Origin of the sequence: Kitasatospora sp. NPDC048286 (genome assembly GCF_043201735.1) — a bacterium.
Taxonomy (GTDB): Bacteria; Actinomycetota; Actinomycetes; order Streptomycetales; family Streptomycetaceae; genus Kitasatospora.
Genome location: NZ_JBICZE010000001.1, coordinates 267,403 through 290,896, shown reverse-complemented (window position 1 = coordinate 290,896; position 23,494 = coordinate 267,403). Strand labels below are relative to the sequence as shown.

23 protein-coding genes and 1 tRNA gene are annotated in these 23,494 nt (G+C 73.9%); 13 read left to right on the top strand and 11 right to left on the bottom strand.

The window, feature by feature from the left end; genetic code table 11:
* The first annotated feature begins 1 nt into the window (after position 1).
* From ACGF13_RS01380 to ACGF13_RS01340, 9 genes are all read left to right on the top strand, one after another.
* Positions 2-574: a NuoI/complex I 23 kDa subunit family protein gene (locus tag ACGF13_RS01380; protein ID WP_392867566.1), complete on the top strand. Its 573-nt coding sequence runs from the start codon at positions 2-4 to the stop codon at positions 572-574.
* Positions 571-1,299: an NADH-quinone oxidoreductase subunit J gene (locus tag ACGF13_RS01375; protein WP_392867564.1), complete on the top strand. Its 729-nt coding sequence runs from the start codon at positions 571-573 to the stop codon at positions 1,297-1,299. Before ACGF13_RS01380 ends, ACGF13_RS01375 begins: the two co-directional genes overlap by 4 nt.
* Positions 1,299-1,691, top strand: a complete 393-nt coding sequence (nuoK, locus tag ACGF13_RS01370) for an NADH-quinone oxidoreductase subunit NuoK (protein ID WP_392867561.1) — start codon at positions 1,299-1,301, stop codon at positions 1,689-1,691. The genes ACGF13_RS01375 and nuoK overlap by 1 nt, the downstream gene beginning before the upstream one ends.
* The gene (locus tag ACGF13_RS01365) at positions 1,688-3,748 is read left to right on the top strand and encodes an NADH-quinone oxidoreductase subunit L (protein WP_392867558.1); all 2,061 of its coding nucleotides are present in this window, start codon (positions 1,688-1,690) and stop codon (positions 3,746-3,748) included. Before nuoK ends, ACGF13_RS01365 begins: the two co-directional genes overlap by 4 nt.
* 53 nt (positions 3,749-3,801) lie before the next feature.
* Complete coding sequence (locus ACGF13_RS01360) at positions 3,802-5,406, top strand: NuoM family protein (protein ID WP_392867555.1); 1,605 nt, start codon at positions 3,802-3,804, stop codon at positions 5,404-5,406.
* A gap of 56 nt (positions 5,407-5,462) precedes the next feature.
* Complete coding sequence (locus ACGF13_RS01355) at positions 5,463-7,007, top strand: NADH-quinone oxidoreductase subunit N (RefSeq protein WP_392867552.1); 1,545 nt, start codon at positions 5,463-5,465, stop codon at positions 7,005-7,007.
* A 197-nt stretch (positions 7,008-7,204) separates the two neighbouring features.
* Positions 7,205-8,068 carry a zinc metalloprotease HtpX gene (gene htpX, locus ACGF13_RS01350; protein WP_392867550.1) on the top strand — a complete coding sequence of 288 codons (864 nt, stop codon included), beginning with the start codon at positions 7,205-7,207 and terminating at the stop codon, positions 8,066-8,068.
* A gap of 129 nt (positions 8,069-8,197) precedes the next feature.
* A complete protein-coding gene (locus tag ACGF13_RS01345; RefSeq protein ID WP_392867547.1) occupies positions 8,198-8,623 on the top strand; it encodes a BlaI/MecI/CopY family transcriptional regulator in 426 nt (141 codons plus the stop codon).
* Positions 8,624-8,626: 3 nt separating this feature from the next.
* Complete coding sequence (locus ACGF13_RS01340) at positions 8,627-9,583, top strand: M48 family metalloprotease (protein WP_392867544.1); 957 nt, start codon at positions 8,627-8,629, stop codon at positions 9,581-9,583.
* Here the strand turns inward: ACGF13_RS01340 and ACGF13_RS01335 are convergent.
* Entirely contained in the window at positions 9,570-10,283 is a 714-nt protein-coding gene (locus ACGF13_RS01335; protein WP_392867542.1) for an NAD(P)H-dependent oxidoreductase, read from the bottom strand. The two genes, ACGF13_RS01340 and ACGF13_RS01335, sit on opposite strands and share 14 nt — an antisense overlap.
* Positions 10,284-10,357: 74 nt before the next feature.
* Here ACGF13_RS01335 and ACGF13_RS01330 point away from each other — a divergent pair, with 74 nt between their 5' ends.
* On the top strand, positions 10,358-11,362 hold the full coding sequence (locus ACGF13_RS01330; RefSeq protein WP_392867539.1) for a sigma-70 family RNA polymerase sigma factor: 1,005 nt from the start codon (positions 10,358-10,360) through the stop codon (positions 11,360-11,362).
* 40 nt (positions 11,363-11,402) lie between these two features.
* On the opposite strand, the gene ACGF13_RS01325 is transcribed toward ACGF13_RS01330, so the two are convergent.
* Complete coding sequence (locus ACGF13_RS01325; RefSeq protein WP_392867537.1) at positions 11,403-12,407, bottom strand: NADP-dependent oxidoreductase; 1,005 nt, start codon at positions 12,405-12,407, stop codon at positions 11,403-11,405.
* 148 nt (positions 12,408-12,555) lie between these two features.
* Here ACGF13_RS01325 and ACGF13_RS01320 point away from each other — a divergent pair, with 148 nt between their 5' ends.
* On the top strand, positions 12,556-13,584 hold the full coding sequence (locus ACGF13_RS01320; RefSeq protein WP_392867534.1) for a LysR family transcriptional regulator: 1,029 nt from the start codon (positions 12,556-12,558) through the stop codon (positions 13,582-13,584).
* Here ACGF13_RS01320 and mug read toward each other — a convergent pair.
* The 3 genes from mug to ACGF13_RS01305 all read right to left on the bottom strand — a co-directional run bounded on the left by mug (position 13,524) and on the right by ACGF13_RS01305 (position 16,523).
* Positions 13,524-14,084: a G/U mismatch-specific DNA glycosylase gene (mug, locus tag ACGF13_RS01315; RefSeq protein ID WP_392867532.1), complete on the bottom strand. Its 561-nt coding sequence runs from the start codon at positions 14,082-14,084 to the stop codon at positions 13,524-13,526. The genes ACGF13_RS01320 and mug overlap by 61 nt on opposite strands.
* Positions 14,081-15,160 (bottom strand): phosphatase PAP2 family protein, encoded by a 1,080-nt coding sequence (locus ACGF13_RS01310; RefSeq protein ID WP_392867530.1) that lies wholly within the window; start codon positions 15,158-15,160, stop codon positions 14,081-14,083. The genes mug and ACGF13_RS01310 overlap by 4 nt, the downstream gene beginning before the upstream one ends.
* Before the next feature lie 199 nt (positions 15,161-15,359).
* Positions 15,360-16,523 (bottom strand): aminopeptidase P family protein, encoded by a 1,164-nt coding sequence (locus tag ACGF13_RS01305; RefSeq protein WP_392867527.1) that lies wholly within the window; start codon positions 16,521-16,523, stop codon positions 15,360-15,362.
* 533 nt (positions 16,524-17,056) lie between these two features.
* On the opposite strand from ACGF13_RS01305, the gene ACGF13_RS01300 reads away from it, so the two are divergent.
* Complete coding sequence (locus ACGF13_RS01300) at positions 17,057-17,551, top strand: hypothetical protein (RefSeq protein ID WP_392867525.1); 495 nt, start codon at positions 17,057-17,059, stop codon at positions 17,549-17,551.
* A 119-nt stretch (positions 17,552-17,670) separates the two neighbouring features.
* Here ACGF13_RS01300 and ACGF13_RS01295 read toward each other — a convergent pair whose 3' ends face one another.
* Positions 17,671-18,159: a YajQ family cyclic di-GMP-binding protein gene (locus tag ACGF13_RS01295; RefSeq protein WP_049652087.1), complete on the bottom strand. Its 489-nt coding sequence runs from the start codon at positions 18,157-18,159 to the stop codon at positions 17,671-17,673.
* 220 nt (positions 18,160-18,379) lie between these two features.
* On the opposite strand from ACGF13_RS01295, the gene ACGF13_RS01290 reads away from it, so the two are divergent.
* Positions 18,380-18,460 (top strand) — tRNA-Tyr (locus tag ACGF13_RS01290).
* 164 nt (positions 18,461-18,624) lie between these two features.
* Here ACGF13_RS01290 and ACGF13_RS01285 read toward each other — a convergent pair.
* From ACGF13_RS01285 to ACGF13_RS01265, 5 genes are all read right to left on the bottom strand, one after another.
* A complete protein-coding gene (locus ACGF13_RS01285) occupies positions 18,625-20,025 on the bottom strand; it encodes a tyrosine-type recombinase/integrase (RefSeq protein WP_392867522.1) in 1,401 nt (466 codons plus the stop codon).
* Positions 20,025-20,210 carry a helix-turn-helix domain-containing protein gene (locus ACGF13_RS01280; protein ID WP_355674136.1) on the bottom strand — a complete coding sequence of 62 codons (186 nt, stop codon included), beginning with the start codon at positions 20,208-20,210 and terminating at the stop codon, positions 20,025-20,027. Before ACGF13_RS01280 ends, ACGF13_RS01285 begins: the two co-directional genes overlap by 1 nt.
* Before the next feature lie 258 nt (positions 20,211-20,468).
* On the bottom strand, positions 20,469-22,451 hold the full coding sequence (locus ACGF13_RS01275) for a DUF3987 domain-containing protein (RefSeq protein WP_392867519.1): 1,983 nt from the start codon (positions 22,449-22,451) through the stop codon (positions 20,469-20,471).
* Positions 22,452-22,530: 79 nt separating this feature from the next.
* A complete protein-coding gene (locus ACGF13_RS01270; RefSeq protein WP_392867516.1) occupies positions 22,531-22,884 on the bottom strand; it encodes a hypothetical protein in 354 nt (117 codons plus the stop codon).
* Complete coding sequence (locus ACGF13_RS01265; RefSeq protein WP_392867514.1) at positions 22,881-23,471, bottom strand: hypothetical protein; 591 nt, start codon at positions 23,469-23,471, stop codon at positions 22,881-22,883. Before ACGF13_RS01265 ends, ACGF13_RS01270 begins: the two co-directional genes overlap by 4 nt.
* Between the last annotated feature and the right edge of the window lie 23 nt (positions 23,472-23,494).

The following is a 23,494-nucleotide window of genomic DNA, read 5'->3' as shown; positions in this document are numbered from 1 at the left end:
CATGAGTTTTCCCGGTGTCGGGCTCGCGAAGGGCCTGGCCGTGACGCTGCGGACGATGACGAGGAAGAGCGTCACCGCGCAGTACCCCGACGTGCAGCCGGTGCTGCCGCCGCGTTCGCGCGGCGTCATCGCGCTGCTGGAGGAGAACTGCACGGTCTGCATGCTCTGCGCGCGCGAGTGCCCGGACTGGTGCATCTACATCGACTCCCACAAGGAGACGCTGCCGGCCGCCGAGCCGAACGCCCGGGCCCGCACCCGCAACGTGCTGGACCGGTTCGCCATCGACTTCTCGCTCTGCATGTACTGCGGGATCTGCATCGAGGTCTGCCCGTTCGACGCGCTGTTCTGGTCGCCGGAGTTCGAGTACGCGGAGACCGACATCCACGAGCTGACCCACGAGCGGGAGAAGCTCCGCGAGTGGATGTGGACCGTCCCCGCGCCGCCGGCGCTGGACCCGGCGGCCGAGGAGCCCAAGGAGATCGCCACCGCGCGCAAGGCGGCGGACAAGCTGGCGGCCGCTGCCGCTGCCGCTGCCGCGGCAGCGGCTACCGAGGAGAAGGGTGACGACGCGTGATCGGTGCCACCACGCTTCTCGCGGCGACCGGCTCCCTGGAGCCGGCCGCCCGTTCGTTCCTGTCCCCGACCGGCCAGGAGATCGTCTTCCTGCTGGTCGGCATCGCCGTGCTCGGCTCGGCCGTGGTCTCGGTGACCACCAGGCAGCTGGTGCACGCCGCGCTCTGGCTGGTGGTCGCGCTCGGCGGGCTGGCGGTGGAGTTCCTGCTGCTCACGGCCGAGTTCATCGCCTGGGTGCAGGTGCTGATCTACCTCGGCTCGGTGGTCGTCCTGGTGCTGTTCGGGCTGATGCTCACCAAGGCGCCGATCGGGCGCTCGCCGGACGCCGACTCCAAGAACCGCTGGGTGGCGCTGGTCGTGGCACTGGCCTCGGCCGGGACGCTGGTCACGCTGGTGGTCGACGCCTTCCGGACCTCCTGGATCGACCTCGGCCAGGGCGGCGGCTCGGCCGCCGTCACCGGGGCCAGCCTGTTCCGGCACTGGGTGCTGCCCTTCGAGGCGCTGTCCGTGCTGCTGCTGGCGGCGCTGGTCGGCGCGATCGTGCTGTCCTGCGGCGCCAAGCGGCGGGTGCCGGCGCCCCGGGCGGGCAAGCTGCGTGCCGGGCGGCCGGTCGGGTCCAACGGGACGGTCGCCGCGACGGCGCCGAAGCCGGTTCCGGCGGCCGCCGAGCCGTCGACCGCCGAGCAGCCGACCGCCGAGCCGTCGACCTCTGAGCAGGAGGGCTGATGCACCTCGCCTACCCCGCCGTCCTCGCCGCGCTGCTGTTCAGCGTCGGCGTGTACGGCGTGCTCGCCCGGCGCAACGCCGTCCTGGTGCTGATGTCCGTCGAGCTGATGCTCAACGCCGTCAACCTCAACCTGGTCGCCTTCGACGCCTGGCTGCGGGACTCGCTGCACGCCGGGCAGGCGCTCACCCTGTTCACCATCACCGTCGCCGCCGCCGAGATCGGGCTGGGGCTCGCCATCGTCCTGCTGCTGTTCCGGGCCCGGGGCACCGCGGACATCGACCGGGCCACCGCGCTCGGCGACCCGGCCGAGGCGCTCGCCGTCGAGGAGACGCCGGTCGACGCCGAGGCGCCGGTCGGAGCCGAGGCACTGAAGGGCCAGGCCGCCGCATGAACCTCGCCCTGCCCGTACTCGTCCCGGCGCTGCCCGCGCTCGGCGCCGCCGCGACCCTGGCCGTCGGCAAGAAGGCGCCCGGGCTGGCCCGGCCGCTGGCGATCGTCCCGGTCGCCGTCTCCGCGGTGCTCGCTCTGGTGGTCGCCCTCCAGCTCGGCACCGGCCAGACGCTGGACGCCGCCACCCGGCTCACCCCGACCGGCGGCCCGGACATCGCGCTCGCGCTCCACCTGGACGGCTTCAGCTCGCTGATCTCGGTGCTGGTCGGCCTGGTCGCCACCTGCGTCCAGGTCTACTCGACCGCGTACCTCAAGAAGGACCCGCGCTACCCCTCGTACGCGGCGCTGGTCTCGCTGTTCACCGCGGCGATGTTCCTGGTGGTCTACTCGGGCGACCTGATCGTGCTGCTGGTCGGCTGGGAGGTCATGGGCCTGTGCTCGTACTTCCTGATCGGCCACCACTGGGAGACCGCGGACGCCCGCTCGGCCTCGCTGAAGGCCTTCCTGGTCACCAAGCTCGGTGACGTGCCGTTCCTGTTCGGGATCTTCCTGCTCGGCGCGGACGCCGGCAGCTTCCGCGTCCCGGACGTGCTGGCGGCCGCGACGGAGGGCCGGCTCGGGCACCCCACGCTGACCGCTCTGCTGCTGCTCGCCGGCGTGGCCGGCAAGAGCGCGCAGTTCCCGCTGCACACCTGGCTCCCGGACGCGATGGCCGGCCCGACCCCGGTCTCCGCGCTGATCCACGCCGCCACCATGGTCGCGGCCGGCATCTACCTGGTCGCCCGGCTGCTGCCGGTGTTCCTGCTGTCGGGTGCGGCGCTGGTCGTGCTCGCGGTGATGGCCGCCGTGACGATGATCGGCTCGGCGCTCTGCGCGCTCGCCCAGGACGACCTCAAGCGGGTGCTCGCCTACTCCACCGTCGGCCAGCTCGGCTACATGGCCGGCGCGCTGGCCACCGGGGACCGCGAGGCCTCGGTCTTCCACCTGGTCAGCCACGGCGCGTTCAAGGCGCTGCTCTTCCTGGCCGCCGGTGTGGTGATCCACGCCGCGCACACCAACTCGATCTCCGCGATGTCCCGCATCCCGGGGCTGCGCAAACGGGTGCCGGACGCCTACTGGACGATGGGCATCGCGCTGGTCGCCCTGGTCGGGCTGCCGCCGTTCTCCGGCTTCTTCAGCAAGGAGGCGGTGCTGACCGCCGCCGAGCACGCCGCCAAGGGCGAAGCGCTGACCAACGGGCTCGGCCCGGCCTCGGCGGTGCCGCAGGCTGCCGGGTGGATCGTGCTGATCTCCGCCGGGCTCACCGCGCTGCTCACCGCCGCGTACGCGGCCAGGCTCTTCCTGGTCGCGTTCCACAGCCCGGCCGGGGCCGTCGCGGCCGCCCCGCGGGTGCTGTCCGCCGCCGACCGGGGCACCGTCGCGGCCGAGCACGAGGCCGACGCGCCGTACTCGCCCGAGCTCGACGAGGCCGACCCGGCCGCCGCCGAGCCGCCTGCGATGCGCTGGCCGCTGTGGGTGCTGGCCGTGCCGACCATGGGCTTCGGCATCGCCGGCCTGCGCTCGGACTGGCTGCCCGCGCTGCTGGACGGCGGCTCGCTGCGGCCCTCCGCCGTCACCGCCGTCACCGGGACCGGGCTCGCCGTCGTCGGCGCGCTCGCCGCGTACGGCGCCTGGCGTTCGGCGACCGCCCGACTGGGCACCGGCCGCCCGGCCCCGGCCGTCACCGGCCGGGTACCCGAGCAGGGCGCCGCCCCGGCCGCCGAGGTGATCGTCGCCGACCCCGGGCGCACCCTGCTCGGCCCGCTGTTCGGCCCGGCCCGGCACGGCTTCGGCGTCGACCGGCTGTACCACGCGCTGTTCGTCCGCCCGGTGGGCGCCGCCGCCAAGCTGGTCCGCTTCCTCGACCGTGAGGTCGTCGAGACCTACGTGCGCGGCAGTGCGGTGGGCGCCAACCTGCTCGGCCGGGCCGTCCGGCTCGCGCAGACCGGCAACGCCCAGACGTACCTCAGCGCCCTGCTGGCCGCCGTCGTCCTGCTGACCGTCCTGGTGGCGGTGTAGCCGGTGCTGCTGTCCTCCACCTCCGTCCCCTCGACCGCTGCTGGGAGCCCCCGATGAACGCAGTCCTCATCGCCCTCCTGGTGCTGCCGCTGCTCGGTGCCGCACTCACCCTGGCGCCGGTGTTCGGGCGGGACCGGGCCGTGGCCGACCGGCGGGCACTGCGGCTGAACACCGTCGTCACCGGCGCGGTGTTCCTGCTCACCGTCGCCCTCGCGGCCGGCTTCGACCACGACGAACCCGCCCGGATGCAGGCCGCCACCGACGTGTCCTGGATCCCGGCCCTGCACGTGCGCCTCCACCTCGGGGTGGACGGCGTCTCGCTGCCGCTGGTCGTGCTGACCGCGCTGCTCACCTTCCTCTGCGCGCTGTACTCGGAGAAGAGGCTGCCGAACGGGGAGGGCGTCCCGTCGGCGCAGGCCTTCGTCGGGCTGTTCCTGCTGCTCGAAGTCGGCATGCTCGCCACCTTCGCGGTGCTGGACCTCCTGCTCTTCTTCGTGGCCTTCGAGATCGTGCTGATCCCGATGTACTTCCTGATCGCCCGCTGGGGGAGCGGGGCGAAGGTGCCGGCCGCCAACCGCTTCATCCTCTACACGCTGCTCGGCTCGGCCGTGATGCTGCTCGGCTTCCTGCTGATCGGCAGCAAGGCGGGCACCTTCGACATGCAGGCCCTGGCCGCCGCGCACGGCAGCGGCCTGAGCCACACCACCCAGGTGATCGCCGCGCTGGCCATCCTGGTCGGGCTCGCGGTCAAGGCCCCGGCCTGGCCGCTGCACAGCTGGCTGCCCGACGCCCACACCGCCGCCCCGACGGTGGGCTCGGTGCTGCTCGCCGGCGTGCTGCTGAAGATGGGCACCTACGGCCTGGTCCGCGTCCTCCTCCCGGTCGTGCCGGACGGCGCCGCCACGCTGGCCCCCTACCTGGGCGCCTTCGCGGCCGTCGGCATCGTCTACGGCTCACTGGCCTGCCTGGCGCTTGCCCTCCCGTCGCCCACCACCACCCTTCTTTCGAAGCGCTCCGCGCCCTCTGATTCCGGCGCCAAGGGCGACCTCAAGCGCCTGATCGCGTACTCCTCCGTCGGCCACATGGGCTTCGTGCTGCTCGGTATCGCCTCCCTCACCCCGGTGGGCGTCAACGGCGCGCTGTTCGCCAACATCGCCCACGGTCTGATCACCGGTCTGCTGTTCTTCGTCGTCGGCGCGCTCAAGGACCGCTACGGCACCGCCGACCTCGACACCCTCGCCGGCGCCACCGGCGCCGCCCTGTACGGCCGGGCCCCGCGGCTCGGCGTGCTGCTCGCCTTCGCCGCCGTCGCCAGCCTCGGCCTGCCCGGCCTGGCCGGCTTCTGGGGCGAGCTGCTCGCCATGTTCGGCGCGTTCGACCCGGCCGACGGCCTGTCGCGCCCCGCGTTCGTCACCTACATGGTCCTGGCCGGCCTCGGCACCCTCCTCACCGCCGCGTACCTCCTGATCGTGGTCAAGCGCGTCTGCATGGGGGACCCCGAGCAGCCCGCACCGGTGGCCGAGCTCGCCGACCTGCGCCCGTACGAGGCCGTCAGCTGGACGCCCCTGGCCGCGCTCACCCTGCTCGCCGGCCTCTGGCCCGCGCTGCTGCTCGGCCTCTCCGATCCCGCCGTCAAGCACCTCCTCGGGGGTGGCTGACCGTGCTCGCAGCCCAGACCGCCGCACTCGGACCTCACTCCACGGGGCAGCACACTGTGACCTCCCTCGCCGTAGCCAACCCGGGCAGCCTGATCCAGTCCGTGGACTGGGTGGCGATCGCGCCCCCGCTGATCGCCGCCGTGGCCGCCCTCGCCGTGCTGCTCACGGACCTGTTCCTGCCCGAGCGGCACAAGCGGTGGCTCGGCCGCCTCACCGCGGCCGGACTCGCCCTCGCCCTCATCGCGCTCCTTCCCCTCACCGGTGGATCACCCCGAGCGACCTTCTGTGTGCAGAACGTAGCAGGTGGGTCTGACAACGGCGGTTGCTCGTACGTCGCCGACCACTTCGCCCTGGTGTTCCAGCTGCTCGCCCTCGGCGGCGCGCTGATCGCGGCGCTGCTGTCGGCACACACGGTGGAGACCGAGAAGCTGCCGCGCGGCGAGTACTGGTTCCTGCTGCTCTCCAGCGCCACCGGCGCCGCCCTGCTGCCCGCCTCCCGGGACCTCGCCACCATGGTGATCGCCCTGGAGGTCGCCTCGCTGCCCGCCTTCGCCCTGGTGGCGCTGCGCCGGGACGGCCGGGGCGCGGAGGCCGCCCTCAAGTTCTTCGTCTCCTCGGTGACCGCGACCGCCGTGATGCTGCTCGGCGTCGGCTTCGTCTACGCGGCGAGCGGCAGCCTGCACCTCGGCGCCGTCGCCCAGGGCCTGGAGCACGCCCCCGGGCAGCTCAAGCCGCTGGCCGAGGCGGGCGCGGTGCTGACCCTGGTCGGCTTCGCCTTCAAGGTCGCCGCCGTCCCGTTCCACTTCTGGGTGCCCGACACCTACACCGGCGCCCCGCTGCCGGTGGCCGGCTACCTCTCGGTGGTCGGCAAGGCGGCCGGCCTGTCCGGGCTCGCCCTCGCCACCACCGTCGCGTTCCGCCCGTACGCCCACACCTGGGGCCTGGTGCTCGCCGTGCTGGCCGCCGTCACCATGACCGTCGGCAACGTCGGCGCACTGCGGCAGCGCTTCGACACCCGGTACAGCGCGGTGCGGCTGCTCGCCTGGTCCTCGGTCGGCCAGGCCGGGTACCTGCTGGTGCCGCTCGCCGCCGCCGGCTACGCGCCCACCGGCGTCGATCCGCTCGGCGCCACCGCCGCGTACGCGCTGATCTACGGCGTGGTGAACCTCGGCGCCTTCGGGGTGGTCGCCGCCGTCGGCCGCCGCGCCGGGACCAGCGTGGACGACTTCCGCGGCCTGTTCTCCCGCAACCGCTGGACGGCGCTGGCGCTCGCCTTCTTCCTGCTCTGCCTGGCCGGGCTGCCGCCGGGCGTGGTCGGCCTGTTCGGCAAGGTCGTGGTGTTCCGCGCGGCGGTCGACGCCGGGCTGGGCTGGCTGGCCGTGGTGATGGCCGTCAACGTGGTCGTCGCCCTGTACTACTACCTGCTGTGGACGGCCCGGCTGTTCGCCCCGGCGGGTGACGCGCCCCTCGGGGAGGCCGCCGCCGGGTACCGCCTGCCGGTGAGCCTCACCGCGACCCTGGGGCTGACCGCCTCGGCGGCCGTGGTCCTCTCGGTGGCGCCGCAGCTGGTCCTCCAGGTGGCGGGCGGCTCGCTGTTCTGAGCCCCGGCCGGGACCGGGCCGCGGTGCCGCGGGGCGGTCCCGGGGCGCCGTCGGGGGTGCGGTCCGGCGGTGTCGGGGGCGCGGCCCGGCGGTGTCGCGTCGGTCACAAGGGAACAAGGTCCCCGGCCCCACCCGTTGACCGGGCAAGAGGGACGAGGCAGAAAGGGCTTCCCCACCGCACCATTGGAGGGCCTGACGTGCACAGCAGGCACAACGGACTGAGGACCGCCGTCCTGCTCGGAGGCCTCTCGGCGCTGATCCTGGTGATCGGCAGCCTCTTCGGCCGGACCGGCTTCGTGATCGCCCTCCTGGTCGCCCTCGGGACCAACGCCTACGCCTACTGGAACAGCGACAAGCTCGCGCTGCGGGCCATGCGCGCCCGGCCGGTCAGCGAGTTCGAGGCACCCGGGCTGTACCGGATCGTCCGTGAACTCTCCACCTCGGCCCGCCAGCCGATGCCCCGCCTCTACATCTCCCCGACCCCGGCCCCGAACGCCTTCGCCACCGGCCGCAACCCGCGCAACGCGGCGGTCTGCTGCACCGAGGGCATCCTGCGGATCCTGGACGAACGCGAACTGCGGGGCGTGCTCGGGCACGAGCTCAGCCACGTCTACAACCGGGACATCCTGATCTCCTCGGTGGCCGGGGCGCTCGCCTCGGTGGTGATGTTCCTGGTGAACTTCGCCTGGCTGATCCCGTTCGGGCGCAGCGAGGACGACGACGGCCCGGGGCTGTTCGGGATGCTCGCCATCATGATCCTCGGCCCGCTCGCGGCCGGGCTGATCCAGCTGGCGGTCAGCCGCTCCCGCGAGTACCAGGCCGACGCCGACGGCGCCCGGATCACCGGCGACCCGCTCGCCCTCGCGAGCGCCCTGCGGAAGCTCGACGCCGGCACCCGGCAGCTGCCGCTCCCGCCCGAGCCGCAGCTCCAGACCGCGAGCCACATGATGATCGCCAGCCCCTTCCGCCCCGGCGAGGCCGGCGCGAAGCTCTTCTCCACCCACCCGCCGATGGCCGAGCGCATCGCCCGCCTGGAGCGGATGGCGGGCCACGGTCGGTAGGGCCCGGGCGCCTCGGGCGCCGTACGCCCCCGAACCCTCGCCTCCGACCGGGTCGGCGCGGTCCCGTGCTCGTTAGGATGAACCCGCGCCCGTCGGTCCGGGCGCGGCATCCGGAGGGAGTGGGCCGTCATGGCAGACCAGAGGCACGCCCCGACGACCGGGGACGCGCCGGCCCGGCGACGCGGCCAGGGCGAGCTGGAGGCGCAGGTGCTCGCGGTGCTCCAGCAGGCGCCCGGCCCGGCGGCCGCGGGGTGGGTCCAGGAACGCCTGGACGGCGACCTGGCGTACACCACGGTGATGACCATCCTGTCCCGGTTGCACGCCAAGAACGCCGTGACCCGGACCCGCTCCGGCCGCTCCTACCTGTGGCAGGCCTCCTCGGACGCCGCCGGGCTGGCCGCGCTGCGGATGCGCCGGATGCTCGACGGGGAGGCGGACCGGGACGCCGTCCTGGCCAGTTTCGTCAGCGCGCTGCTGCCGCACGACGAGGAACTGCTCCGGGCGCTGCTGGACGCCGCGTCCGCCGATCCGGCAGCGCCCGACCGTGAGAGCTGACCCGTGGGCCTCTTCGTCTTCCTCCCGCTCGTCCTGCCGCTCACCGCGGTCCCGATCGCGCGTCTGACCGAGCAGCACCTGCATCCGCGCGGCGCGGCCCGGTTGATGACCGTGATCAGCGCCGTGATGGCGGTGTGCAGCGTGCTCTGCCTCGGCCTGATCGGCGTGGTGGGCACCGCGCAGATCCCCGGCAACCCGCTGCCGGACAGCTGGTCCGACCCGGAGGTGCGGGCCGCGCTGCCGTACCACGAGACGGTCGGCACGGCCGCGATGTGGCTGCTGGCCCTGGTGGGCTTCGCCTGCGCCCGGACGGTCGTCCGCCACCTGCGGGTGCGGACCCGGGCCCGGCGGGCGCTGAGCGGGCTGCCCGCCGGGCCGGGCGGGTCCGGTGACCTCGCGGTGCTGCCGGACCGCAGCCCGTACGCCTACGCGCTGCCCGGCTCGCCGGGCCGGGTGGTGGTCTCCACCGGGATGCTGGACGGCCTGGCCGCCGACGAACGCGAGGCGCTGCTCGCGCACGAGCGGGCGCACCTGCGCCACCGGCACCACCGGTACCTGCTGGCCACCCAGCTCGCCGCCTGCGTCAACCCGTTCCTGCGGCCCCTGCAGGACGCGGTGGCGTACAGCGCGGAGCGGTGGGCGGACGAGGACTCGGCGCAGGCCGTGGGGGACCGCCGGATCACCGCGCGGGCGGTGGCCCGGGCGGCCCTGGTCTCGCACGCCGCCCCGGCGCCCGGCTTCGCGGCCTTCGCCACCCCGGCCGGCACGGCCGGTCCGGTGCCGCGGCGGGTCGCCGCCCTGCTCGGCCCGGTGCCGACCTCCCGCAACTGGCCGCCGGCCAAGACCCCGGCGGGCCTGGCGGCGATGGTCGCGGCGATCGGTACGGCGGCGTCGGCGCTGTGCGCGCTCAACGCCGCCATCGCCCTGCTGGTGGTGCTCAAGGCCGTCACCCCGCTGTAGTCCGCCGGGGCCGGAGCGTCGCGGCCAACTCGTCGAGGGCGGCCTCGGCGGCCGCCAGCGACTCGGCGGCGAGCGGCCGGAGGGCGTTCAGCGCCGGGATGTCCGCGGCCCTGGTGAGCTCGGCGGTGACCACGTGGAGGTTCTCCGGTGCGATCCCGATCCGGTCGAAGTACGCCCGCAGGTACGGGACCTGGAAGTCGCAGTGGGCGCGCGGCGTGCCCGGCCCGTAGCCGCCGCCGCGGACCGCGACGACCACCACGCGGGTCTCGCGCAGCAGCGGCTCGCCGGTTTCCGGGTCGTGGTGGACGCCGGGGAAGGTGACCCGGTCGATCCACGCCTTCAGGCCGGTCGAGACGGTGTAGTTGTACATCGGGCTGCCGACCAGCAGGGTGTCGGCGGCCCGCAGTTCCTCGATCAGCGGGCGGCTTCGCCCCCACTCGCGTACCTCGTCCGGACCCTCGGCGAGGCGGCTGATGTCGTCCAGCGGGAGGATGCCCTTGCGCTCGACGCGGCGGCCGAGGGCGTCGAAGGCGGCGCCCACCGGGGGCACCGGATCGGCGGCCAGGTCGCGGTGCCGGTGCCGGACGGCGGCGCCGTGCCGGGCGCGCCAGGCGTCGGCGAAGCGGGCGGTCAGGGCGCGGCTCACCGAGCCGGACGGGCTGATGCTGGAGTCCAGGTGGAGCAGCGTGGCGGCGGTCATGGGGGTCTCCTGGTCACCTCGGTGGGGGACGGATCGTCATAGCGGTGACGAGCCGCGTCGAGGAAAGGTGACCGATGGACCGGAACGCGAGGTCGGAGGCCGCGACGGCAGGGCGGGTGGCGGCGGAGCGCGGCGAGGACGGGAGCGTCGTGGACGGGAGCGTCGTGGCCGGGAGTTCCGAGGCCGGACGCTTCGAGGATGGGAACTCCGAGGCCGGACGCTTCGCCGAGCGCTTCGAGGCCGAGCGCGGGCGGCTGCGGGCGATCGCCCAGCGGATGCTCGGCTCGACCGGCGAGGCCGAGGACGCCGTGCAGGAGGCCTGGCTGCGGCTGGTCCGCGCCGATCCGGCGGAGATCGGCAACCTGCCCGGCTGGCTGACGACGGTGGTCTCCCGGATCTGCCTGGACCTGCTGCGGGCCCGCGCCGCGCGCCGGGAGGAACCGACCGGCGAGGCGCTGCCGGACATGGTCGGTGACGGCCCGGAGCCGGAGCGGGAGGCACTGCTGGTCGAGTCGGTGGGCCGGGCGCTGCTCGTGGTGCTGGACCGGCTGGGCCCGGCCGAGCGGGTCGCCTTCGTGCTGCACGACGGCTTCGCGGTGCCCTTCGAGCAGATCGCGCCGATCGTCGGGCGGACCCCGGTCGCCGCCAAGAAGCTGGCCAGCCGGGCCCGGCAGCGGGTCCGCGGGACGGCCGCGCTGCCCCCGGAGCCGCTGGCCGGGCACCGGCGGGTGGTGGAGGCCTTCCTGGCCGCCGCCCGGGGCGGGGACCTGGCGGAGCTGCTGGCCGTCCTGGCCCCGGACGTGGTGCGCCGGGCCGATCCGGCGGCGCTGGGACCCGGCCGCGCCCTGGTGGCGCGGGGCGCCGGGACCGTCGCCCGGGAGACCACGGTCTTCGGCCGCCGGGCCCGCTACGGCGCGGTGGCGCTGGTGGACGGGGTGCCCGGCATCCTGATCGCCCCGGGCGGGCGGCTGCGGCTGGTGCTGCGGCTGGCGGTCGCCGACGGACGGGTGGCCGGCTACGAGGTGGTGGCCGACCCGGCCCGGCTCGCCGCGCTCGAACTGGCCGTCCTGCCCGGGTGAGCGCCGCCGGGGTGAGCACGGCGGGCCGGCCGGAGCCGGGTCAGTCGGCGATCCGGACCAGCATCTTGCCGGTGTTGGCGCCGCGCAGCATGCCGAGGAAGGCGTCCACCACCCGCTCGAAGCCGTCCACGACCGTCTCGTCCGGGACGACGGCTCCCGAGCGCAGGTGCGGGACCAGGAAGTCGTGGAGCTCCGGCCGGGCGTCGAGGTGGTCACGGACCAGGAAGCCCTCCAGCCGCAGGCTCTTCCCGACCACGTCGAAGAGGTTGCGCGGCGCGGCCGGCGGGTCCCCGAGCCGGTCGTACTGGGCGACCGCGCCGCACCAGGCGATCCGGCCGCGCTCGCGCAGGGCGCCGATGGCGGCCTCCAGGTGGTCGCCGCCGACGTTGTCCAGGTAGACGTGCAGCCCCTCGGGGGCGGCCTCGCGCAGGCGGTCCGCGATCGGGCCGTCGTGGTAGTCGAAGGCGGCGTCGAAGCCGAGCCGCTCGACGAGCCGGGCGGCCTTGGCGGCGGAGCCGGTGCTGCCGACGATCCGGCCGGCGCCGAGCAGACGGGCGAGCTGTCCGGCGGCGGTACCGACGCCGCCGGCGGCCGCCGAGACGAAGAGCGTCTCGCCGGCCCTGAGCCGGGCGATCCTGGTCAGCGCCACCCAGGCGGACAGGCCGGTGCCGCCGAGTACCGACAGGTGGGCGCTGAGCGGGACACCGGTGAGCTCCGGCAGCCGGCTCGCCCGCTCCACGGTGACCACCGAGTGGGTGCGCCACGCCTGGCGGTGCTGGACCAGCGTCCCGACCGGCAGGGTGTCGGCCCGGGACTCCACCACCCGGCCGAGGGTGCGTCCCTCCAGCGGGGCGTGCAGCTCCCAGCCGCCCTCCTCCATCTCCTCGCGCATGTACGGGTCGACGGACTGGTAGAGGTTCTCGACCAGGGCCTCGCCCGCTGCGAGGGCCGGGACGGTCTCGTCGACGAAGGCGAAGTTCGCGGCGGTGGGCGCGCCGTCGGGGCGGGACACCAGGTGGACGGCGTGGACGGTGGGACGGGACATCGGGTGCTGCTCCAGGGGGCGGGTGATGGCGGGACGTGATCACCGTAGAAAGCGCGGGAGCGGCCCGGCAGAGGCCGCTGCCGATGGAACGGCGGCATCCATGAGCGGGATCGATGGATCGCCGGACGGTCGGGATAGGTTCGGGCGCATGACCGATCTCGCCCCGCACGAGCTGCGGACCCTGGTCGCCGTCGAGGAGGAGCGGAGCTTCACGGCGGCCGCCGCACGCCTGGGCACCACCCAGTCCGCCGTCTCGCACACCGTGCGCGCCTGCGAGCGGAAGCTCGGCACGGTGCTCTTCGACCGCGGGCGCCACGGCGCGCGTCCCACCGAGGGCGGCGCGCGGGCGGTGGCGTACGCCCGCCGGATCCTGCGGCTGCTGGACGCGATGGGCCCCGAGGTGCGCGGCGCGGGAGCGGCCGGGCCGCTGACCGGCACGCTGCGGATCGCCGCCTTCCGCAGTGCCGCCGCCCATCTGCTGCCGTCCGTCCTGGCCCGGCTGGCCGAGCGGCACCCCGGGCTCGGCACCCGTGTCCGGATCGTCCGGGAGATCGGCCGCGGCACCGCCGGGGAGGTCGCCGACGGGCGCGCCGACCTGGGGCTGGCCACGCTCGACCCGGGCGGCCCGCCGGCCGTCCCCGGTCTGGTCGCGGTGCCGCTGTACGAGGAGTCGTACGCGCTCGCGCACCCGCTGGGCCACCCGGCGCCGCGCGAGCTCCCGCTGGTCGACTGGGACGAGAACTGCGGTTCGTACACCCGGGACTGGTGGCGGCGGCAGGACTGGATCCCGCCCGCGACGGTGGACGTGGAGGACGACACGGTGGCCCTCTCACTGGTCGCCCAGGGCCTCGGCATGGCGATCATGCCCCGGACCGCCCTGCTGGGCGCTCCGGCCGCCCTCGCCGTCACCGACCTCGGGCCGCGGCCGCCGAGCCGCTCCGTCGGGTACGTCACCACGCCCGAGCTCGCCGGGACGGCCGCCGTCCGGGCACTGATTCGCGAGCTGCGCGAACTGCCCTTGCCGGAAGGGCTGTCGGCGGCCCTTCCCCCGACCGGTCGGGCCTCGACGGCTCAGCCGTCAGCGGCTCGGGCCGCCGCGGCCCGGCTGTCCGGGGCTCAGCCGTCGACGGCCTCGCGGAGCCTGCGGAACTCCTCGGCCAGCCCGTCCAGGGTGTAGTGGGCGTTGAGGCCGCTGGGGTTCGGCAGCACCCACACCTCGGTGTCCCCGATGCCCTCCGGCTGCCGCCCGAGCACGGCCCGGCGCTGCCCGAAGGCCGTCCGGTAGGCGCCGATGCCGAGCACGGCGAGGACGCGCGGGCGCAGCCGCAGCACCCGTTCGCGCAGTGCGGCGCCGCCCTCGCGCAGCTCCTCGGCGGTCAGTTCGTCCGCCTTGGCGGTGGTGCGCGGGGCGACGTTGGTGATGCCCAGGCCGAGTGCGAGCAACTCCTGCTGCTCGTCCGGGCGGTACTGGCGCGCGGTGAAGCCGGAGCGGTGCAGGGCGGGCCAGAAGCGGTTGCCCGGGCGGGCGAAGTGGTGCCCGGTGGCGCCGGACCACAGGCCCGGGTTGATGCCGCAGAACAGCACCCGCAGCCCGGGCCCGGAGACGTCCGGGATGGTGCCGTCCTTGGCGGCCAGCAGCTGCTCGGCGGTGGGCTTCGTCGGTGCGCTCGGGGTCACCCGGCCAAGTCTGCCCTGTCCTTGGCCGTGCTCTCCGCCGTGGCCGGAGCCGGAGCCGCAGCCGGAGTCGACGTTGGATCCGAAACCGCAGCCGGGGCCGAAGCCGCAGTGGCCGCCCGGCGGTTGTGCAGCCGGCGCAGGCCGAACACCACCGCGGCCGCGTAGGCCCAGCCGACGAAGACGTCGATGATGAAGTGCTCCGCGCCGTAGACCAGGGTGAAGGTCATCGCGAGCGGGTAGGCGACCAGCACCGCCCGCAGCCAGCGCTTGGCGGTGGGCCAGAAGAAGAACAGCAGCATCGCCGGGTAGGCGGAGTGCAGCGAGGGCATCGCCGCGACGTCGTTGGCGAACTGACTGCCGTTCTCCAGCAGCGAGTCGGCCTGCGGCAGCCCGCTCACCGAGATCACCTCCCAGACCACCCGGGACAGGTGCGGCAGGTTGCCCTCCTGGGAGACCAGCCACGGCGGGTCGGCCGGGTAGAGGAGGTACGTGGCGAAGCCCGCGAAGGTGAGCGTCAGGTAGGCGGCGAGCAGCTGCCGGAAGCGGTGGTGGGCGCGCCGCCAGAGCACCGCGAGCAGCAGGAAGACGACGAAGAAGTGCGAGAGGTAGACGGCCACCGCGGCGTAGTCGTACCAGTGCGGCGAGCCGGGGGTGTAGAGGGCGTGCTGGAGCCGGACGGTCCAGGTCTCGCCGAAGCCGAGCACCTCGTCGAAGCGCAGCTGCGGCAGCCAGTGCGGGGCCCACGGGGTGTGCGCGCCGTAGCCGCGCAGCAGCGAGTACGTCCACACCACGGCCATGACCGGGACCCAGTCGCGCAGGACCAGGAGGAAGCCGCGGGGGCCGTGCCCGCTGTGCACGGCGGCGGTCAGCAGGGCGGCGATCAGCCAGAGGAACAGCACGTCGTTGGCCGCGGGGATGCCCTCGGTGCGCAGGAACCAGAGGAAGCACGTCAGGTAGAGCGGCCAGGCGAGCCACCGGAGTCTCGACCAGCCCGTCACGCGTGGGCGGGGCGGAGGCACCGGGCGCGGCTGCCCGGCCCGCACGTCGTGCGGGGCCGGGGGGAGGGTCTTGGTCATGCGCACCGAAACTAGCAACCCAAACTTGGAGGTCTCTGGGTGAAATATGACCGGTTCGTAAGAACGTCCGATCCGGTCGACACCCGGTTCGACGGGTGGTCCGACAGTCGGTTCGACAGATGGTTCGACGGTCGGTCGGGTGCCCGGTCCGAAATCGGGTCAGGCACGGTGGGGAACGGTCAGAGGTGGTCAGGGGCGCTCAGGCCACGATGCCCAACTCGTGCGGGGTGTTGTTGAAGCGGCGCCCGCCCGACGGGGTGACGGTGACGATGTCCTCGATCCGCACCCCGAACCGGCCGGGCAGGTAGATCCCGGGCTCGATCGAGAAGCACATACCGGGCACCAGTGGCCGCTCCTCGCCCTCGACCAGGTACGGAGGCTCGTGCGTGGTGGTGCCGATGCCGTGGCCGGTGCGGTGGATGAAGTACTCGCCGTACCCGCCCTCGGTGATCACCCGGCGGGCGATCCGGTCGATCTCCTGGCACGGCACCCCGGGGCGGACCGCCTCGAAGGCGGTCTGCTGGGCCGACCGGACCAGCTCGTGCACCTTCCGCACCTCGTCCGGGACGTCCGGGCCGACGTGCACCGTCCGGGTGGTGTCGGAGCCGTAGCCGTCCTTGAGGCCGCCGAAGTCCAGCACCACGGTGTCACCCGTACGGATGACCCGGTCACCGGCCTCGTGGTGCGGGTTGGCGCCGTTCGGGCCGGAGCCGACCACGGTGAAGTCGACCTGGCTGTGCCCGTACTGGATGAGCAACGCGGCGAGGTCGGCGGCCACGTCGTTCTCCCGGCGGCCGGCGAAGGGGACCTCCAGAATGCCCCGGTAGGCGGCGTCCGCGGCGCCGCCGGCCGCGGCCAGACGGTCCACCTCCTCGGCGTCCTTGACGGCGCGCAGCATCGGCAGGCTGTCGGTGAGCGAGCTGAAGGAGACACCGGGCAGCGCGGCCTGGAAGCCGAGCAGGTGCAGCGCCCAGGTGTTGTCGGAGACGCCGTACCGCCCGGCCGGGTCGAGCAGCGGGCCCGCGGTGGCGAACGGGTCCTCGCCGTCGGACCAGTCGAGCAGCCGGACGGCCGGGGCGCCGACCGCCTTCTCGGCGTCCGGACGCTCCAGCTTGGGGACCACCAGGGCGGGTTCGCGTCCGGCGGTGAGGACGAGGGCGGTCAGCCGCTCGGTGACCGCGGTGGGCGTGTAGCCGCACAGGTAGGCCAGGTCCGGTCCGGGGGCGACGACCAGGCCGGCCAGCCCGGCGGCGGTCGCCTCGGCGGCGGCCCGGGCCATCCGGGCGGTGTGGTCCTCGACGGTGAAGGGACGGGGCACGGCGGTTCCTCCTCGGGGGCCGGACGGGCTCGGCTGAGTCGCCATCGGGTCGACTCCATCACTTCCGCGCCGAGTTGGCGAAGCCCTCGGGCAGGGACCGGCGCGATCCGGACGGCGGGCCGGCCGCTCCTCGGCGGGCCGGAGCGGCACCGGCGGCCGCGCCGGGGCCCGGCGGGGCGCGCCGCCGACCCGGCCGGGGGCGGGCGGGGGCAGGAGCACAAGGGCCGGGACGAGGTGGAGAAGGGCGCGGGCCAGAGTGCGGAGCGCCACGGTCGTGGTCGTCCGGTCCGGCGGGGGCGTGTCCGTGGAATGCATGCGGTCCTCCTGCGTACGGCCCCGGCCGGAAGCACCCGGCTGTACGGGAGACGGGGAGGGGCCGGTGGAGGCCGTACCGGGCCAGTCCATCCGGGTGTCGCGGCCACCGCATGCCGCAGGCGCCCGAGCGGGTGACCGGCAGCGTGACCGGAGAGGCGGCTTGAGCCGTCACGCGGCCCCGCAGTCTGCTCTACGGTCTCCGACCGGGCACGGAATCATAAATTCCGGGCCGACTGTCGGTGCGGTGGGACACCATGTCCGCCATGTCCTACGAACTCCAGGCGCTGATTGGAACATTGGAGCTGTTGACGGTGGCGTCGGCGGAGGTTTCTGCGGCCAGGGTGGTGCCGTTGGCACAGGGGCTGGCACTGCTCCCCGTCACCCCCGCCGTCCTCGCCGCGCTCCAGGGGGACGGCACCGCGCGCAAGCGCGCCGGCGGGGCCGGGTTCGGTTGGCACTCGGGCGGCTTCGAGCTCCGGCTGGCCGCCTGGTCGAAGGCCGGCCCGATCGCCTGCGTCGAGGCGGACTACTTCGGCGGCAGCGGCACCCAGCGCGCCGCCGTCTGGGCGGACGGCGCGGTCGCCCTCGGCCCGCTCACCATCGGCGAGTTCGAGGCGTCCCCGGCCGAGGGCACCCCGATCTCCCGCGCCCTCAGACGGCTCGGCGCGCACACCGAGGAGGGCCGGGTGGACGAGTTCGAGTCGGTCGGCCTGGGCCGGCACCGCACCACCGGCGGCTGGGCGGAGCCGACCGCCTGACCCGCCCCCGCCCGCCGGCCTGCCCGCCTGCCGGCACCGCCCCGGTCACGCGAACGGCCCCGCTCCCGAACCCGGGAGCGGGGCCGCGCCGTCGTCCGTCGGACCGGCCGACCGGAGGGTCAGCGGTAGTTCACGTACTGGATCGCGAAGTCCAGGTCCTTGCCCTTGAGCAGGGCCTGCACGGCCTGGAGGTCGTCGCGGCTCTTCGAGCTGACGCGCAGCTCGTCGCCCTGGACCTGCGCCTTGACGCCCTTCGGGCCCTCGTCACGGATGATCTTCGCGACCTTCTTCGCGTCCTCCGTGGTGATGCCCTCCTTGACGTTGGCGAAGATCTTGTACTCCTTGCCGGAGAGCTGGGGCTCGTTGGCGTCCAGAGCCTTCAGCGACAGGCCGCGCTTGACGAACTTGGTCTGGAGGATGTCGAGGACGGCGCGCACGCGCTCCTCGCCGTTCGCCTTCATCTCGATCTTCTCGCCGGAGCGGCTGATCTCGGCGCCCACGTTCTTGAAGTCGAAGCGCGTCGCGATCTCGCGGGAGGTCTGGTTGATCGCGTTGTCGACCTCCTGCCACTCGACCTTCGAGACGATGTCGAAACTGGAGTCGGCCATGGGTATTGGTCTCCTTGATGCTCTGGTCTTCACTGGCACGGGTCCGCCCCGCAGGGGCGCCCGCAGGCCCAGCCTATCCAGCGCCACACCGGCCCCGCCCGTAGCAGGCGCCCGAGACTCCTTGATCATCGTGTGATCTATCGAGTGGCGGAACACCCCCCGGCATCGGGTATGGTTTACCAAGTCGAACGGGGCGAACACCCCGGGAAACGAAAATCCTGGCTGGTTGCCCGAGCGGCCAAAGGGAGCAGACTGTAAATCTGTCGCGCAAGCTACGCAGGTTCGAACCCTGCACCAGCCACAGGATAGAAAACAGCCCCTGATCTGCGGAAACGCAGACCAGGGGCTGTTTCGTTGTATTCGAACACCGGTCACGCCGGATGGTCGTTTTGCGTGGTTTGTCTCACCTCGTTTCGCCCGAATCCCAGTCCTGACCAGCGGTTCCGGACCAGGGGCGGACCAGAGTCACGGACCCTCGATCGCCGGCGGCCGTTCGGTCCGCCGCTGGAGGCGCTCGGCGATCAGCCGGTTGGCGTGGTCCTCGTCGCCGTGGATGCACTTCGCGTAGACCCGCAGCAGGACGGCGATGCTGTGCCCCGCACGCCGGGCACACTCCGCCGGTGCCACCCCGGATGCCAGCCAGAGCGAGATGCCCGCGTGCCGGGCGTCGTACGGGCGCTTGGCGAGCGGGGTGGCCCGCTCGTCCTCGCTGAACACCTCGGCCCGGGCGGCGGCCCAGACGACGCCGTACCCGCTCTCCTGCACCATGCCGTCCCGGAAGGTCCGGAACAGCCGGCCGTCCGGAGCGGTGCCGTGCTGCTCGATGTGCTCCCGCAGCAGCTTCACCAGCTCGGGCGGGATGGGTACCGGCCGGGTGGCCGTCTCGGCGCGGTGCTTGAGGCCCCGCGGGTCGTGGGACTCCCCGCTGTCCGTCCAGGAGGACCCGACCCGGGGGCTGTTCCCGTTGAGGTTGAGCTTCCCCCAGCCCTCCGCCGGCAGCACGCACCGGTCCTTGCGGAGGTGCACCACCTCACCCGGGCGCATCCCCGCGTAGTACATGCACCCGAAGAACGCCACCAGTCGGGGCCCGCGCCGCCCCTGCCGGCCAACCGCCTCCAGCATCGCGGCGGCCTGCTCGGGGCTCATGACGTACTCCGGGTCGAGCTCCTCCTCGGCCCGGGGCGGCTGCCACTGCACGGACGGCAGCGGGTTGGTGGTCAGCAGGCCGTCCTCGACGGCCCGGTCCACGACGTGGCCCAGAATCCGGCGCTTCCGGAGCGTCGTCGAAGCGGCGGCCCGGGTGCCGTCCAGCTTCACCGAGATGGCGGCCAGCAGGCGCCGGACCATCTTCGGCTCCTCCAAGGCCGAGACGTTCACGGAGTTCCGCGCGATCCACGTGAGCGCCTTGGCGACCTCGGCCGGCGGCTCATCGTCCCAGCGGTTCACGTTGAAGGCCCAGCCGTACAGCGCGCGCCTCACGACCCGCTTGTCCGGCATCCCGGCCTTGCTCGCGACCAGCTCGAACGTGACGCTCGCCAACGCGTCGGCCCACGTCGTCCGGGTCTTCGCGGGGGCACCGTCCCAACGGGCCTCGACGTAGTTCCGACCGTGCTGGTACCAGGTGACGGCGTTCTCCTCCTCCCGGAGCTTGCGCAACTCCGAGAGGGGGAGGCCCGTCTCCGTGTCGAAGGGCTCGTGCGAGGCCGCCGCGACGAGCAGCACGGCCTTCCGGCCGTCCGCCTGGGTCTTCGTGAGGTAAGACTCGGAGAACTCCAGGCCGTTCACGGTCCACCGCACCTGCCACGGCGTTCGCCGGTCGGGCCGGTGGCGGTGCTCCCAGAACTTGACCTTGTAGGAGGTGGCCATCAGGCGGCCACCTCGCGCGCCGCCCACCAGGCGTCCAGGTCGGCGCGGCTCACCCGGAGCTGCCCGTTCGGCAGCTTGATGAGCTTCGGGGCCTCGCCCCGGGCGCGCATCCGGTAGAACGCGGCACGGGACATGTCGATCTCCTTGAGGACGGCGGGGAGCCTCAGGTACTCCGGCTTGGGCATGGCAGTCATCTCCGTCTGCGGGTACGGATGGTGGTTGCGGTGCGTGATGGCCCCGGTGCGTGGACGGCGATTGGGGCCGAAAAGTGTCAGGGATGTCAGGGCAAACCGTTGACCTGCGGATTTGGCTCCTGGTAGGGCGTCAGGGATTGTCAGGGATGTCAGGGGAATAGCGGCTTTCCCTGACATCCCTGACAATCCCTGACGCCCTGTCCGGGGTCGTTTTGACTGGTCAGGGCTTTCTCCTGACATCCCTGACGGTTACCGGGTTTCCGCTCCGTCTACGGGGGTTCCGATGGAGGGGTGGACACGGTAGGTGACGGCCTGCGGTCGCCCTCGCTGGCCGGTGGGGCCGGCCTGGTCGGAGCGGAGGAAGCCGTGCTGTTCGAGCAGGGTCAGGGCGGGATCGACGTCGGCGACCTTCTTGAAGCGACGGCTGCTGGCGACGGCGTCGTGGGCCTTGACGTGGCTGCGGTGGGTGCCGTCCTTCTTCGGCCGCTGGAGCCACTGGAGGAGGGCGTGGGCGTCCTCGGTGGCGGGGTCGGCGGCGATGAGGTCGAAGACGGCGAGGGTGTGGGCGGTGTAGTACTCGGCGATCTCGGCGGCGCGGTCGACGGTGGCGGCCTCGACGGGGGCGCGCCAGTCGCCGCCGACGTGGTCGGCGAGGTGGAGGAGGACCGCGATGCGGGCGATGTGGCCGACGAGCTTGCCGGCCCAGTCCTTGATGTGAGCGAGCGGTTCGTCCGGGCGGAGCTGGACCTCGAACTTCTCCTGGAGCTTCTCGACGGCGAGGTCGGCGGCCTCGGTCATCGTGACGACGACCGGCTCGTCCAGGGCGGTGAGGGCGCGGAGGAGCGCGGACAGACGGAGGTCGTAGGTGGTGGCGACCGGTTCGGGGACAGGGGTGGTGCGGATCTTGCGGTAGCCGAGGTTGGACGGCGGGAGGGAGTACAGGAATCGGGCGAGCAGGCCGCGGTCGCGGGCCCCGGGGGCGGCGCCGAGCTCCTGGAGGACGGCGGGCTGCGGGGTCACGCCGATGGTGAGCGCGGGCTTGTCGACGGTGGGCTGCTCGCGGGTGATCCGGTCGGCCTGGAGCCGCTCGCCCTTGTGGGCCTGGAGGAAGACTCCGAGGTTGGGCTTGCTGCTGTAGCGGCCGACGATGCTGTCGAAGAGGTCGCCCTCGGGCGAGAGCGCGGCCAGGCAGCGGTGGACGCCGAGTTGGTGGGTGACGGTCTCGGGGGTGATGTCCCCGGACAGGGTCAGCCGCGGGCTCGGCGGGACGACGATCTCGTCGGCCAGCATCCGGGCGCCGGAGATCTCGGCGACCAGGTGCGCGCGGTCGAGGTCGGGGTTCTTGCGGGCCTTGGCCATGAGCGCCTCGACCTCGGCCAGCGCGGTCTCCTTGGCGGTCTCGGCCTCGATGATCCGGGCCCGGGCCTCAGCCCGCAGCTCGTCCTCGACCCGGTAGACGGGGCCGGTCATGAACGCGAACACGTCGGACTTGCGGCTGGCGGGCGGCATCGCGCAGACCAGGTAGAGGTTGGACTGCTCGCGCCAGCCGGGCCGGATCTCCACGCCCACCCGGCCGCCGGCGGCGGTGGACAGCGCGGCCAGGGACATGGTGGCGGCCATGTCGGCCGGGGTCTGGGTGAACTCCGCCACCGCCTCCACGTACGCGCCCACCCACCCGGGCAGGGCACGGACGGGGAACGTGGGCAGGGCGCCGTGCGAGCCGAGCGGAACCGGGTCGAGCCAGGTCTCGCCGGAGGCGAGGTCCGCGAGCGCGGCGAGCGCGGCGGTGCGGACGGCGTCGAGGTCGGCCTGGTCGTCGCCGGCCATGTGGGCGAGGCGGCTGGTGGCGGTGTTGATGCGGCGCCGCTCGGCGGCCACGCGCACGATCTCGGCGTAGTACTCGCCGTTCGCGGCGGTGGGAGTGGCCTGGATGCAGGTGTGCAGGTAGCCGGGCCCGCCGATGCGGCCCAGGTCGCCCTGGCCGCGCAGGACCTCGGCCAGCAGCATCGGGTCGACCGGCCGCTCGCCGCTGGCCGCCATGCGGGTGATGGCCCGCCAGATCGTCTCGTGTGCGAGGTGGTAGAACACGCCCGGGTCGCCGAGTTGGGCGGCGAGAGCGGGGATCTGGGCGGGGTCGAGCAGGGCGGCGCCGATGACGGCCTGCTCGGCGGCCTTGACCTCGGCGGGCTCGGGCCGGAACGGGATCACGTTCGGCGCGTACTCGGTGCTCACTGCGGGCTCCTTTCGTGAGGAGCGGGCGGCCCGAGCCCCGGCGGGGCCTTCGGGCGCGGACCGCCCGAAGGGGGGCAGGTCAGTCGAAGAGGGCGTCCGGCTCGACGGCCGGGGCGGCGGTGGCGTGCTGGGCCTTGGCGGCGCGGAGGGTGGCGTCGTGGCAGTGCCGACACCAGGCGACCAGCGCCTGCTTGGGCAGGGCGGCGGCCTGGTGCGGGGGCAGCAGCAGCGAGACGGGGTCGGCCGGGGCGGCGAGCAGGCGCACCCAGCCGCGGCCGTGCTTGGCCTGGTAGGTGCCGTGGACGGCGGGGCACCGCCCGCCGTCCTTGTCGTGGGTCTTGCCGCAGGTTCCCCGGCACTGGCAGCGGCCGGCCGCTGCCGCGAGGACGGCCCGCCACAGGTCGGCGCCGGCCAGCGGCGGAACCCGGGTCACTTCGCCCTGCCCAGCAGCTCGGTGACGAGCGGGGCGAGGTTGCGGTTGGCGTGCTCGGCGAGGGCCGCGACCACGGCCTTGGCCTCGTCGGTGAGCGTGCGGCCGGGCCGGGCCGTGGTGGGGGCGACGAGGATGGTGTCCGGGATCGGCAGGAGCACGGTGGCGGTCACCAGGACGGCGGGGCGGTCGGTGCGCTCCGGGCTGACCAGGGCGGGCCACGACTCGCCGGGGCGGGACCACGGGGAGCGCTCCCAGTCCAGCAGGCGGCCGGTGGGGCGGTGGGCGAGCGCGTTGTGCCGCAGGCCGACCTTCGCGCAGAACTGCGCGCCGCCGTCGTGGTCGACGTACACCTCGACCCGGTCGAGGTCGGGCCGGACGACCGCGTAGCCCGGGGCCATGACGGGGCTGGTGGCGGTGCGCCACGCGGCGGCGGCGAAGTCGACCGGCCGGAGCGGTTCGCCGTCCTCGTGGAACCGGTCGGCGTGGTGGGCGATGTAGGCGCCGTAGCGGGAGTGGCCGTCGCTGGCGTCCCGCCGGTCGGCGAGGTTGTCCACGATGATGACTGTGGAGTGGCCGAACTGGGGCATGCTTGGTCCCATCTCTGATTGGG

Excerpts from the sequence above, each read along its gene's own strand:
- ACGF13_RS01325 (WP_392867537.1), bottom strand. The coding sequence starts at position 12,407 with ATGTCCCGTCCCACCGTCCACGCCGTCCACCTGGTGTCCCGCCCCGAC.
- ACGF13_RS01265 (WP_392867514.1), bottom strand. The coding sequence starts at position 23,471 with ATGCCCCAGTTCGGCCACTCCACAGTCATCATCGTGGACAACCTCGCC.
- ACGF13_RS01380 (WP_392867566.1), top strand. The coding sequence starts at position 2 with ATGAGTTTTCCCGGTGTCGGGCTCGCGAAGGGCCTGGCCGTGACGCTG.
- ACGF13_RS01300 (WP_392867525.1), top strand. The coding sequence starts at position 17,057 with ATGTCCTACGAACTCCAGGCGCTGATTGGAACATTGGAGCTGTTGACG.
- ACGF13_RS01305 (WP_392867527.1), bottom strand. The coding sequence starts at position 16,523 with ATGGCGACTCAGCCGAGCCCGTCCGGCCCCCGAGGAGGAACCGCCGTG.
- ACGF13_RS01345 (WP_392867547.1), top strand. The coding sequence starts at position 8,198 with ATGGCAGACCAGAGGCACGCCCCGACGACCGGGGACGCGCCGGCCCGG.
- ACGF13_RS01330 (WP_392867539.1), top strand. The coding sequence starts at position 10,358 with ATGGACCGGAACGCGAGGTCGGAGGCCGCGACGGCAGGGCGGGTGGCG.
- ACGF13_RS01280 (WP_355674136.1), bottom strand. The coding sequence starts at position 20,210 with ATGCCCAAGCCGGAGTACCTGAGGCTCCCCGCCGTCCTCAAGGAGATC.
- ACGF13_RS01310 (WP_392867530.1), bottom strand. The coding sequence starts at position 15,160 with ATGACCAAGACCCTCCCCCCGGCCCCGCACGACGTGCGGGCCGGGCAG.
- ACGF13_RS01335 (WP_392867542.1), bottom strand. The coding sequence starts at position 10,283 with ATGACCGCCGCCACGCTGCTCCACCTGGACTCCAGCATCAGCCCGTCC.
- nuoK (WP_392867561.1), top strand. The coding sequence starts at position 1,299 with ATGCACCTCGCCTACCCCGCCGTCCTCGCCGCGCTGCTGTTCAGCGTC.
- ACGF13_RS01285 (WP_392867522.1), bottom strand. The coding sequence starts at position 20,025 with ATGGCCACCTCCTACAAGGTCAAGTTCTGGGAGCACCGCCACCGGCCC.
- ACGF13_RS01360 (WP_392867555.1), top strand. The coding sequence starts at position 3,802 with ATGAACGCAGTCCTCATCGCCCTCCTGGTGCTGCCGCTGCTCGGTGCC.
- ACGF13_RS01365 (WP_392867558.1), top strand. The coding sequence starts at position 1,688 with ATGAACCTCGCCCTGCCCGTACTCGTCCCGGCGCTGCCCGCGCTCGGC.
- ACGF13_RS01320 (WP_392867534.1), top strand. The coding sequence starts at position 12,556 with ATGACCGATCTCGCCCCGCACGAGCTGCGGACCCTGGTCGCCGTCGAG.
- ACGF13_RS01295 (WP_049652087.1), bottom strand. The coding sequence starts at position 18,159 with ATGGCCGACTCCAGTTTCGACATCGTCTCGAAGGTCGAGTGGCAGGAG.